The organism is uncultured Acinetobacter sp., from assembly GCF_947626835.1.
Taxonomy (GTDB): Bacteria; Pseudomonadota; Gammaproteobacteria; order Pseudomonadales; family Moraxellaceae; genus Acinetobacter.
Map to the genome: position 1 here is coordinate 22,533 of NZ_CANQTS010000006.1, position 11,643 is coordinate 34,175.

Annotated in this window: 13 protein-coding genes and 1 other RNA gene; 8 read left to right on the plus strand and 6 right to left on the minus strand. The window is 41.6% G+C overall.

The genetic code is table 11. The features are described 5' to 3' along the window. Positions 1 to 13: 13 nt before the first annotated feature. Genes bamA through lpxA form a run of 5 tightly spaced genes read left to right on the plus strand, consistent with a single transcriptional unit; the run spans position 14 to position 5,264 of the window. A complete protein-coding gene (gene bamA / locus Q0Z55_RS04595; protein ID WP_297424791.1) occupies positions 14 to 2,395 on the plus strand; it encodes an outer membrane protein assembly factor BamA in 2,382 nt (793 codons plus the stop codon). A gap of 27 nt (positions 2,396 to 2,422) precedes the next feature. Then, complete coding sequence (locus tag Q0Z55_RS04600; protein WP_297424794.1) at positions 2,423 to 2,908, plus strand: OmpH family outer membrane protein; 486 nt, start codon at positions 2,423 to 2,425, stop codon at positions 2,906 to 2,908. A gap of 3 nt (positions 2,909 to 2,911) precedes the next feature. After that, complete coding sequence (gene lpxD / locus Q0Z55_RS04605; RefSeq protein WP_297424797.1) at positions 2,912 to 3,982, plus strand: UDP-3-O-(3-hydroxymyristoyl)glucosamine N-acyltransferase; 1,071 nt, start codon at positions 2,912 to 2,914, stop codon at positions 3,980 to 3,982. Between the two features lie 11 nt (positions 3,983 to 3,993). Next, positions 3,994 to 4,479: a 3-hydroxyacyl-ACP dehydratase FabZ gene (gene fabZ, locus Q0Z55_RS04610; protein ID WP_297425027.1), complete on the plus strand. Its 486-nt coding sequence runs from the start codon at positions 3,994 to 3,996 to the stop codon at positions 4,477 to 4,479. Continuing rightward, positions 4,476 to 5,264, plus strand: coding sequence for an acyl-ACP--UDP-N-acetylglucosamine O-acyltransferase (gene lpxA / locus Q0Z55_RS04615; protein ID WP_297424801.1), 789 nt, complete (start codon positions 4,476 to 4,478; stop codon positions 5,262 to 5,264). The genes fabZ and lpxA overlap by 4 nt, the downstream gene beginning before the upstream one ends. 39 nt (positions 5,265 to 5,303) lie before the next feature. Here lpxA and Q0Z55_RS04620 read toward each other — a convergent pair whose 3' ends face one another. Next, positions 5,304 to 6,137 carry a YbgF trimerization domain-containing protein gene (locus Q0Z55_RS04620; RefSeq protein WP_297424804.1) on the minus strand — a complete coding sequence of 278 codons (834 nt, stop codon included), beginning with the start codon at positions 6,135 to 6,137 and terminating at the stop codon, positions 5,304 to 5,306. Positions 6,138 to 6,378: 241 nt separating this feature from the next. Between Q0Z55_RS04620 and ffs the strand changes: the two genes are divergently transcribed. Beyond that, an RNA gene (ffs, locus tag Q0Z55_RS04625) (signal recognition particle sRNA small type) lies at positions 6,379 to 6,475 on the plus strand. 41 nt (positions 6,476 to 6,516) lie between these two features. On the opposite strand, the gene Q0Z55_RS04630 is transcribed toward ffs, so the two are convergent. The 4 genes from Q0Z55_RS04630 to Q0Z55_RS04645 form a co-directional block, all read right to left on the minus strand. Beyond that, positions 6,517 to 7,104: a regulatory protein RecX gene (locus tag Q0Z55_RS04630; protein WP_297424807.1), complete on the minus strand. Its 588-nt coding sequence runs from the start codon at positions 7,102 to 7,104 to the stop codon at positions 6,517 to 6,519. A gap of 56 nt (positions 7,105 to 7,160) precedes the next feature. Next, the gene (gene recA / locus Q0Z55_RS04635; RefSeq protein ID WP_297424809.1) at positions 7,161 to 8,201 is read right to left on the minus strand and encodes a recombinase RecA; all 1,041 of its coding nucleotides are present in this window, start codon (positions 8,199 to 8,201) and stop codon (positions 7,161 to 7,163) included. A gap of 126 nt (positions 8,202 to 8,327) precedes the next feature. Continuing rightward, positions 8,328 to 8,768: a S4 domain-containing protein gene (locus Q0Z55_RS04640; protein WP_297424812.1), complete on the minus strand. Its 441-nt coding sequence runs from the start codon at positions 8,766 to 8,768 to the stop codon at positions 8,328 to 8,330. Beyond that, positions 8,761 to 9,435: an HAD hydrolase-like protein gene (locus Q0Z55_RS04645; protein ID WP_297424814.1), complete on the minus strand. Its 675-nt coding sequence runs from the start codon at positions 9,433 to 9,435 to the stop codon at positions 8,761 to 8,763. Before Q0Z55_RS04645 ends, Q0Z55_RS04640 begins: the two co-directional genes overlap by 8 nt. 170 nt (positions 9,436 to 9,605) lie before the next feature. Between Q0Z55_RS04645 and Q0Z55_RS04650 the strand changes: the two genes are divergently transcribed. Together Q0Z55_RS04650 and Q0Z55_RS04655 are read left to right on the plus strand one after the other, a co-directional pair. Then, positions 9,606 to 10,457: a 3'(2'),5'-bisphosphate nucleotidase CysQ gene (locus tag Q0Z55_RS04650; protein ID WP_297424816.1), complete on the plus strand. Its 852-nt coding sequence runs from the start codon at positions 9,606 to 9,608 to the stop codon at positions 10,455 to 10,457. A gap of 54 nt (positions 10,458 to 10,511) precedes the next feature. Then, on the plus strand, positions 10,512 to 11,243 hold the full coding sequence (locus Q0Z55_RS04655; protein ID WP_297424819.1) for a phosphoglycerate mutase family protein: 732 nt from the start codon (positions 10,512 to 10,514) through the stop codon (positions 11,241 to 11,243). Positions 11,244 to 11,281: 38 nt separating this feature from the next. On the opposite strand, the gene rpsT is transcribed toward Q0Z55_RS04655, so the two are convergent. Next, entirely contained in the window at positions 11,282 to 11,548 is a 267-nt protein-coding gene (gene rpsT, locus Q0Z55_RS04660; RefSeq protein ID WP_053580135.1) for a 30S ribosomal protein S20, read from the minus strand. Positions 11,549 to 11,643 lie beyond the last annotated feature (95 nt).

Consider the following 11,643-nt stretch of genomic DNA (forward strand, 5'->3'; position numbering starts at 1 on the left):
GGAAAAGACTGGCATGCAGCACAGAGATTTATTTATGCCTTTGGCACTGATTAGTGCAATGGCAGCAGTACCACAAGTATATGCAGCACAAGAGTTTGTCGTACGTGACATTAAAGTCGATGGTCTGGTACGTTTAACCCCCGCGCAAGTTTATAGCGCACTGCCAATTCAAGTGGGACAGCGTGTTGACGATGCTGCAATTGCAGAAGCAATTCGTGTTTTATACGCCACAGAAAATTTTGACGATATTAAAACGGCACATTTAGACGATGTGCTTGGTTTTCAAGTGGTCGAACGTCCTTTAATTTCAAGTGTTGAACTTAAAGGCAATAAGCTGATTCCAAAAGAAGCCTTAACTGAAGGTTTATCTAAAATGGGCTTGGCTGAAGGTCAGGTCTTAAAAAAATCGTTATTACAAACCGTAGAAGCCGAACTTGAACAGCAGTACATGCAGCAAGGTCGTTATGATGCTGATGTAAAAGTGATCAGTACACCGCAACCAAATAATCGTGTCGCGGTGACCTTAGAGTTTATTGAAGGTAAAGCCGCTAAAGTTTTTGACATCAATTTAATTGGCAATAGCGTATTTAATGATGATGAAATCAAACGTGTTTTTGCAGTTAAAGAAAGTGGCTGGAATTCGATTTTATCTAAAAATGATCGCTATGCACGTGAGAAAATGGCGGCAAGTTTAGAAGCATTGCGCGCTTTGTATCTCAACAAAGGTTACATTAATTTTGATATTAGCCATTCAAGCTTAAACTTAAGTGAAGATAAGAAAAATGTCTTTATTGAAGTGGCTGTAACTGAAGGCGAGAAGTTTCAATTTGGTGAAACCAAGTTCTTAGGTGATGCACTGTATAGTACCGAAGAACTTAAAGCTTTACAGCTGTATAAAGAGGGGCAGACTTACTCTCAAGAAAAAGTCAATTCTGTTAAGCAATTGCTGCAGCGCAAGTACAGCAACGCAGGTTACTACTTTGCTGAAGTGAATGTGGTTCCGCAAATTGACAACGAAAACCAAACAGTTGGCTTAAATTATTACGTTAATCCAGGGCAGCAAGTTACTGTTCGTCGTATTAACTTTAGCGGCAATATTAAAACCGGTGATGAAGTTCTGCGCCGTGAAATGCGTCAGATGGAAGGTGCACTCGCCAGCAGCGAAAAAATTGATTTATCTAAAGTCCGTTTAGAGCGTACCGGTTTCTTTAAAACTGTAGACATGAAATTGGCACGTGTGCCCAATGTTCCAGATCAAGTTGATATTAATGTCAATGTTGAAGAACAGCATTCCGGCACAAGTACTTTAGCGGTGGGTTTTTCGCAAACTGGTGGTGTCACATTCCAAGCAGGTTTAAGTCAAACCAACTTCTTAGGGACAGGTAATAGTGTTGCAATTGATTTATCTCGCTCTGAAACACAAGACTATTACAACTTAAGCGTAACCGACCCTTACTTTACCATTGATGGGGTACGTCGCGGTTACAACATGTATTACCGTAAAACCAAGCTTGATGATGACTATAACGTCAATAATTATGTAACAGACAGTATTGGTGGTGGCTTAACTTTAGGTTATCCAATTGATGAAAATCAAAGTATTAGTTTTGGTTTAAATCTGGATCAAACGGATATCTCTACAGGTCCATATGCTTCGACCTATGTGTATGATTATCTAGAAGATCAAGGCACAGATAGCTTTTTGACCTACAATATCAACTTAGGTTGGTCATATAACACATTGAATCGTCCAATGTTCCCAACCCAAGGTTCATTGCATCGTGTGAATGCAGAAGTGGCTTTACCCGGTGGTGATGCTGAATACCAAAAAATTACTTATGAAGCTCAAACCTTCTTGCCTTTAGGTCGAGATTTTGTGTTACGTGGCTATGGTAAGCTTGGCTATGGTAATGATCTGCCATTTTATAAGAACTTCTTTGCCGGCGGTTATGGTTCAGTACGTGGCTATGAAAACAGTACACTCGGTCCCAAATACATTACTCAATTTGATTCAAATCAACAAGCTGCTGGCGAGCCAAATTCAAACCCGTACTATGAAGAAGTTGGGGGTAATGCCTTAGTTCAATTTGGTACAGAATTAGTTGTTCCATTGCCATTTAAGGGAGATTGGACCAGTCAAATGCGTCCTGTCGTGTTTGCTGAAGGTGCACAAGTCTTTGACACCTCTTGTGATGTACCGAATGATCCGCGTGATCAAAAACTCTGTACAGACAACTATGAGTTTGACTTAGAAAATATGCGTTATTCGGTGGGTGTTGGCTTTACTTGGATTACCATGATTGGTCCGTTATCACTGAGCTACGCGTTCCCACTCAATGAAAAAGATGGCGACGAAACCAAGAATATTCAATTTGAGATCGGTCGTACCTTCTAAGGACGACCTCAAATTTAGGACATAACAATGAAAAAAATATTGATCGTGGCTTTAGCGACCTTCAGTCTAAATATCGCCCATGCTGATGACTATGCTGTTGTAGATTTACAAAAGGTGGTACAAAGTAGTACTTACCTGAAACAGCAAAATGTGACCTTGCAAAACACCATTAAGCCGCAAACCATGCAAATTGAGCAATTGCAAAAGGACCTCAACGTAATTCAGCAAAAGGGTCAAGCTGCAAAAACTGCAGTCGAGCGTGAAAAACTCGCCAAGGATTTTGATGCTAAGGCTGAACAGTTAGCAACATTGCAACAGCAAGTGCAAAATACCGTACAAAGCAGTATGCAAAACGTCAATAAAACCTTCGATGCACGTTTGAAAGCGACTGCTGAGCAATTACGTTTAGAAAATAAACTGGATCTGGTATTAAATAAAAATGCTGTACTTGCTTATGAGGTAAAAGCTGATTTAACTGATAAAATGATTCAAAAGGTTAATGCAATTAAATAATATATGAATCATTCAGTCTTTACCCTGCAAGATTTAGCTCGCCGTGTACATGGCGAGTGGATCGGGCAAGCTGATCTGACCCTAGTGGGTTTGGCAAGCCTCGATCAAGCACAAGCTCAGCAGCTTGGTTTTGTCAACGGTGATAAATACTTAGCACAAGCTAAAACTTCTCAAGCAGGTGCATTAATTGTCACTGCAGCCTTACGTGAGCAATTGCCACCCGAGGGAAATTATATTGTAGTGGCGAATCCTTACCTAGCTTTTGCGATCTTAACGCATGTGTTTGAACGTAAACACAGCAAACGTGGTATAGAAAGCACGGCACAGATTGATCCTTCAGCCATCATTTCAGATAGTGCCTATATTGGGCATTATGTGGTGATTGGTGAGCATTGTGTGGTTGGTGACAACACCATTATTCAATCGCATGTCAAAATTGACGATTTTGTCGAAATTGGCAAAGACTGTTTTATTGATGCTCATGTGACCATTACCGGTGAAAGCCATTTAGGCGATCGAGTGCGTATTCATGCCAATACGGTCATTGGCAGTGAAGGCTTTGGTTTTGCACCTTATCAAGGTAAATGGCATCGTATTGCGCAATTGGGCTCGGTGCGTATTGGCAATGACGTACGTATTGGTTCAAATACCAGTGTAGATCGTGGCGCGCTTGATCATACTGTAATTGAAGATGGGGTGATTATTGATAACCTTGTGCAAATCGCACATAACGTGAAAATTGGTGCAGGAACCGCCATTGCCGCCAAAAGTGCTATTGCTGGTAGCACCACAATTGGCAAAAACTGTGTGTTGGCTGGGGCTGTTGGGGTTGTAGGCCATATAAATATTGCTGACAACGTGACTTTAACTGCAATGTCAATGGTCACAAATAATATTTCTGAGTCAGGCAGTTATTCGTCAGGTACAGGCATCTTACCGAATCAACAATGGAAACGTACAGTTGTTCGCCTCAGACAATTAGCAGATGTGCCATTGACCCAAGTTATGAAAAAACTTGATCATATGCAGACTCAAATTGAGTCCCTTGAATCAACTTTAAAATTGCGTAAATAAATATGAATATGATGACAGAGTCAAATGCTCCAGCATTCTCGAAAGTTGAATTGCCAATGACGATTCAAACCATTCGTGAATACTTACCACATCGTTACCCATTCTTATTGGTTGATCGTGTGGTTGAAGTAACAGACAATAGTATCGTCGGTTATAAAAATGTATCGATTAACGAAGAATTTTTGCAAGGCCATTTTCCTGAATATCCAATTATGCCGGGTGTCTTAATTGTTGAGGCGCTGGCACAAGTTTCAGGTATTCTTGGTTTTATTATGAACGATCAGAAGCCAACTGCAGGTTCTTTGTTCTTATTTGCGGGTGCTGAGCGCGTTCGTTTCAAAAAACAAGTCGTAGCCGGCGACCAACTTGTATTAAAATCAGAGTTGGTGATGCAAAAACGTGGCATTTACAAGTACAATTGTACAGCCATGGTTGACGGCGTCGTTGCAACCACAGCGGAAATTATGATTTCGCATCAGAAAACAGAGCAGGCATGAGTAATCCCGATTTAATCCATCCAACCGCTATTATTGATGCATCGGCTGTTATTGCAGCTGATGCGCAAATCGGTCCTTACTGTATTATTGGTCCGCAGGTCACTATTGGTGCCGGCACCAAATTGCACTCCCACGTTGTGGTGGGAGGATACACCCGTATTGGCGAGCATAATGAAATTTTTCAGTTCGCAAGCGTGGGCGAAGTTTGTCAAGATTTGAAATATAATGGCGAAGAAACTTGGTTGGAAATCGGGGATCATAATACCATTCGTGAACATTGCAGTTTGCATCGTGGTACGGTACAAGATCAAAGCTTAACGAAGATTGGCAGTCATAACCTACTGATGGTCAATACTCATATTGCACATGACTGTGTAGTCGGTAGTCATAATATTATGGCCAACAACGTGGGCGTGGCAGGTCATGTACATGTCGGTGATTATGTGATCTTGGGTGGCAACTCTGGGATTCATCAATTCTGTAAGATTGGTTCTTATAGTATGGTGGGGGCTGCATCTTTAATCGTGAAAGATGTGCCGGCTTATGTTATGGCTTCAGGTAATCCTGCCCATGCATTTGCGATGAATTTTGAAGGGATGCGTCGTAAAGGTTGGTCAAAAGATGTGATTCAAGCCTTGCGTGAAGCATTTAAATTGGTCTACAAAGCGGGTCTTACCAAAGAGCAGGCTTTGGAAAAAATTCGAGCAGATTTATTACCTCAGCATGCTGAAGTGGCTTTGTTCGTTGATTCAATTGAACAGTCTGAGCGTGGTATTGTACGCTAAAGATACTTAAAATAAAAAAGACACCTGAGGGTGTCTTTTTTATTTTAAAAAACCAGCTTCTTCAGATTTTGGATAGTTATTTTTAAGCATATCTGCGTATTGGGTAGCCAGTTGTATATTTTGATCTACATTTTTTGCCATGCTATATAAGCGATATATAGCGGTTGCCGCTTTAGCGGATTGTGGAAAGCGATTGACCACCTCAGCATAATTGGCTTGAGCACGTTTATAATTCACAGGCTCAAGCGCTAAATAAAATTCACCCATCCAAAAATAAGCATTACTTACATAAATACTATTGGGGTGGTTTTTAATAAAATTACGCATGGGATCAATGGCTTTTTTGGCACCACCTTGCTTATAGGCTTCTAAAGCAATGGTATACGCTGCACGATCAAGCTCGTTATCATAATTATTTTGCGTAATGACAGGTGCAGGATTGAGTGGTTCGGGTGCTATAGGGGTGATTAGACTGGGTGGTGTATCCTGTTGGTTATCCTCCGTATTGTCTGGGGTGGCATCTTGTGGTGTGTCTTGGTTTTCATTGGCATCTAGTTTTTGTTGTAGCAGCTCTAAACGTTGATCAAGATCCGTGTAACGGTTATTGAGTTCATGATTGAGCTTGTCATTGGCATTTTCTAGTTCTTCAATCTTGCCACGTAGGGTACGTAACTCAGTTTCGAGTTGCTGGTTTTTTTGAATCAATTGCCAATTCATATTAGTTGCCACGGTGTCTACACCTGTATGGGTGGCAAGTGGTGTCATGATCTGAGTATTTTGTTGGCTCAGACCATGTGACTCAATGGGAATATTGGCCAAACTTGCACCACTCATGAGCAGGGCAGTGGTGAATAAGAAATGCTTATAGAGCATGACGTTGTATATCCATATCAGGTTAAAAAGAGCTTAGCTCATTAAAAACACATGATATAAGAAAAGCAAGTGCATGCGGTGTGGATTATCAAGTATTGTGTAGAAAAATGTTGGTGGCGAAAGCCTACAAACCCTAGATTGTTTTTAATTTAATCAATTAGATAGCTTTTTTAGGTTTTTGGCATGTGAGAGCTTGCATGTGGTGTGAAAATCTTTATAATCGGTCTTGCAATGGTAGCCCTGCCGGTTACTTCGCAATTGTACTCTATGAACCCCGCCAGGACCGGAAGGTAGCAACGGTAATAGAAATATGATGTGCCGGAGTCTTGCTGGTAGGGTTGCCACCATATTCTTATAATTATTACATTCTCTCAATATTTTATTCGTCATCCTCACGCCGACTGATCGCTTTAAAAATTGTATCTAAATCAAAACCTCGATATTGTAAAAACCGAATTTGCTTGGCTTTAAGCTTTGGATCTTTAGTCACCTCTAGACCGTATTTTTTCAGTTTTAATTGGTAAGCTTGTTCTGCCCAATCAATTTCTTGCATTTCCTCTAAAATTAAATCACTGTCAATTTTCTTATTTTTTAAAGCCAATTTAATCCGTGCAGGGCCTTTGCCTTTACGCTTTTGACTGGATAACACGGTTTCAGCAACCCGTTGATCACTTTGATAATGTTGCGTGGCAAGTTCTTCGACCAATTCAATCACTTCATCACGACTTTCAGCATATAGGGCTAATTTTTCAATCAGCTCTACTTTGGAATATTCTTTACGCGTTAAGACGGCAAAGGCATAAGAGCGTAAACGTGAGCCTTTGAGTAAACTGCGTTCAGTTTTGGGTTTTTGAGTATCTGAGAAGCTTAAGGCATCATAGCCTGAAGCAGTTGCTGCCTCTGTGTCACCATAGGCTTGTTTTAAGGCATCATAGTCAATGATTTTGTTGAATTTAGCATCGCTCATTTGAGATCCTCAGCATAACAAAAACGCCCCGAAGGGCGTCTTGGTAGTGGTGTTATTTATTTAGCCGGTGCTAATTCAGGGTCTTGATCATCATCGGCGGGTACTTGATTGGTGGTTAAAAGTTGTTCGCGAATCAGGCGCTCAATTTCTTCTGCCATTGGCTTGTTTTCTTCTAACATACGAATCACGTTATTTTTACCTTGACCAATTTTGCTGCCTTGGTAAGAGTACCACGCACCGGCTTTTTGTACGATGTCTTGCTGTACTGCTAAATCAACCAATTCACCTAAGTGGTTAACACCCTTGCCATATAAGATTTGGAACAGCGCTTCACGAAATGGCGGTGCCATTTTGTTTTTCACCACTTTGACTTTGGTTTCCGAGCCAATGATTTCATCGCCTTCTTTGACTTGACCAATACGACGGATATCTAAACGTACCGAAGCATAGAATTTTAATGCATTACCACCTGTGGTGGTTTCTGGGCTACCAAACATCACACCAATCTTCATACGAATTTGGTTAATGAAGATCACCATACAGTTTGAGCGTTTGGCATTACCTGTGATTTTACGTAAAGCTTGGCTCATAAGACGTGCTTGTAGACCCATATGCGAGTCGCCCATTTCGCCTTCAATCTCCGCACGTGGGGTTAGTGCAGCCACGGAATCCACCACGATCATGTCAACTGCGCCTGAGCGTACTAACATATCGGCAATTTCTAGTGCTTGCTCACCGTGGTCAGGCTGTGACACTAACAAATTGTCAATATCAACGCCTAATTTACGCGCATATTGTGGATCAAGTGCATGTTCGGCATCAATAAAGGCACAGGTACCACCTCCTTTTTGACACTCGGCAATGGCTTGCAAAGTCATGGTGGTTTTACCAGAAGATTCAGGACCGTAAATCTCGATAATACGACCTTTAGGCAAACCGCCAATCCCAAGGGCGATATCCAATGTCAACGAGCCGGTTGAAATGGCTTCTACCGCTTGTACGGTGTTTTCACCCAAGCGCATCACTGTATTTTTACCAAACTGTTTTTCAATTTGGCTTAAAGCCGCATTAAGGGCTTTGCTTTTGTTCTCATCCATCTTACAACCTCAAAACTGTAGATTCACGATTCACCCAAGTGGATGTCTATGGCATGAATAGTGACAGATTTTATTTTAATGTTCTAGTGTATTTGGGCTTGATGCGACATTGAATGACGCACTGTGTTAGTCATCTGAATAGGACCATTGTTGGTCAAATTGGCTATCATTATCCTGCCGAAAGCGCTGAATGTCACGTCGATCTTTTTTGCTTGGACGATGATCGGGGCGCGCCAAATTGTGCATTTTGCGCTGTGCTGCAAACAATTCACGTTTGGCAAGGCTTGCGGCTGTTTCTTCATACAGTAATTGTGCTACGGGTGCAGGACCACGTACATCAGAGAGTGCTTTAATCACTACGGTTTTCTTTTCAATGCCTTGAGCAATGGTGAGTTCCATGCCCACACGTACTTCACGCGATACTTTAACGCGCTCGCCATTTTGATGCACCTTACCGCCTTCAATGGCATGTTTGGCAATTGAGCGCGTTTTAAAAAAACGCGCTGCCCAAAGCCATTTATCAATACGCATGCCCACGGCATCTTCGGCTAAAGAAGATTTACGCATATATGTTGTGTTCCTCAACCTGTTGTAACATTGTGATCAAATCTGTCAGTTGCACCAACATTGGATAACGCGCCTCACGTCGAGGGGTTTTACCAGATGAAGGTTGTGCAATGGTAATTAAATTTTCAATTCCAAAGAGTTTTGCGATGTCTAAAACTTTTTCGGTATCATCAATAAAATAGCAATTTTTGACGTCAAATGGATGCAGATTTTGTAAATGTTGCCAAAATTCAATCCGTTCTTTTTCATAGCCAATGCTCTCTGAGCTGACAATCACCTCAAAATAATGGCTCATTTGCATGGCTTTAAGCTTAAATTCCAAGCCTTTGCAATCGGCATTGGTGGCTAGCCAACATGGGTAACCTTCTGATTTTAAAAACTCAAGTAATTCAATACATCCGCTACGCTTGGCAACTTTGTGCTGAAATTCAATTTGCATGGCAAGTACGTCTATACCGACCTTATTGCTCCAAAAACGCGATGAATACCAATTCAAAGTATGTTTATAGTCATGATAAAACGAGGTCAATTCGGTTTGACTGTGTTCCAGTGAACAATGGTGATGGCTTGCATGGCGCTGTGGCAGAAGCTCATTCCAAATAAAATCGTCATAGGCCAAGTCCAATAAAGTACCGTCCATGTCGAAAATGATGGTGGGTTTTTGCATCACAGAAAGCCTCATAGCATGATCTAGCTTAGACTAGAAAAATAAACATGCGAGTATACCCGATTTGAGGCTAAAACTAAGTACGCAGGCAGCCGAACAGCAAAGCTGTTGTGCGATTGCAGCCAAAGCGCGTTACAATCTTTATTATTGTGAATAAAAACAGGTGTTGCATGTTTATTGAAACCCAAGCACCACAAGATGCTCTAATTCAACAATTGCTGCCCATCATGACACAGGCTTGTGTAATTTTACGTGAAGAATACCAAGCCTATTGTTCTGGTCAGGCCTTTGATGTGGAGCGCAAAAGCGATGATTCGCCGGTGACCCAAGCAGACTTTCGGGTTAACCATTATCTGAGTGAACAATTACAGCGGATATCTGAGTTACCGCTTTTATCTGAAGAAGGGGAGCAAACCGAGCGCAGCGCATGGTCAACGTTTTGGTTGCTTGATCCTTTAGACGGCACCAAAGAGTTTTTGCATCAGCGTGCGCAATTTACCATTAATTTAAGCTTAATTGAGGGTGCGCATACGGTTTTTGCCATTTTAGCAGTGCCAGAAGAACATACGCTATATATTTGTCCCAAGGTGGGCATGCCACTCAAATATGACGCTCAACTTAAGACTTGGTTTGGCTACCTAGCTCCAGATAAGCATACTGATGTTCAGATTGGATTAAGTCATAGTCGTCAGCAAAAAGCGCAGTATCAAGAATTTTTGGCAGTGCTTGAACATCTCACGCCTTATACAACTTTTCAGGCTGGCAGCGCTTATAAATTTTGTATGATGCTTGAAGATAAAATTGATATTTATCCACGTTTTCATCCAACCTCAGAGTGGGATACCAGTGCTGGGCAATGTCTGTTAGAGCGCATTGGGGGGGGCTTAATTGATTTTTCCGGACGTGCCTTTGTTTATAATCAGCGCGCAACTTTATTGAATGGTGGATTTTTAGCCTACCGCAATGATCAAATGAAACGACTTGCCTTACAAGCACTTGGACGAATGTCGAACATGCATTGAGCTCTTGGGGCAACGTGGTATAGTGAGCTTTAACCTTTCAATTGTGACAGTATTATGGCACTTGATTTGCTTCCGACCAGTATGTTGCATGCAATGGATTTGCTGCCAGATCCAAAGACTCCTGTAACATTATTTACCCGTCACTCACTACGTGAAGAGGTAAAAGGACAGGGCTTAGCGGGCTATGACTTGCAATTGACCCACCAAGGCCGCGAATTGGCGCAAGCATGGGGGGAATACCTCATTGCCAACAGTGAGCGTCGTATTCAACACTGTATCTCTAGTCCAATTCAACGCTGTATTGATACAGCAGCTTTGATGATACAAGGGGCAGATGATGTAAGCCCGATCAATACACATAATATCGAGATCGTGGAACAAGGTTTATTGGTTGAACCAGGCAGTTTTGTACTCGACATTCAGCAAGCTGGGCCTTACTTTAAGCGTCAGGGTGCATTAGGCTTTATCAATAGCTTTGTGAATAATGCACTACCTGGTATGAAACATCCCATTGGTGGCGTGGTGGATGTGTTAGAGTTAATTTACAACACACATCCAAGACATAGCCATGGTTTAAGTTTGGCGGTCAGCCATGACACCATTATTGCGGCTATTTTGGCGATCATCTCACAGCGCAATGAAGTCACATCTGAAGATTGGCCACAGATGATGGAAGGTTTGTTTGTATGGTTTGAAGGGGATGAATTTTTAGAGTGTCAACTTAAGTGGATTTGGCGTGGCAAATTACATTGTTTAGATATTGCTAAATTTAATGCCGAACAATAAAAAAAAGCCCTATAAAAGGGCTTTTTTTTATGCATAAATTAGTTAGCTAACGCTTTAATTTGTGCATTTAAACGGCTCTTATGACGAGCAGCTTTGTTCTTATGGATGATGCCTTTGTCAGCCATACGGTCGATTACTGGAACCGCAGTTTTGTAAGCTTCTGAAGCAACAGCATAATCGCCAGCAGCAATAGCAGCTACTGTACGTTTAAGATAAGTACGAACCATAGAACGTAAGCTTGCGTTGTGTTTGCGTGCTTTAACGTTTTGACGAGCACGTTTTTTAGCTTGAGCAGAGTTTGCCACTCGTGCACTCCTTGAAATAGATTAGTCTGGGCGGGCTGCAACTCAACTGAAAACCAACATCAGAAGAACTATACCCAGCCCGTAAACAAGTGCCA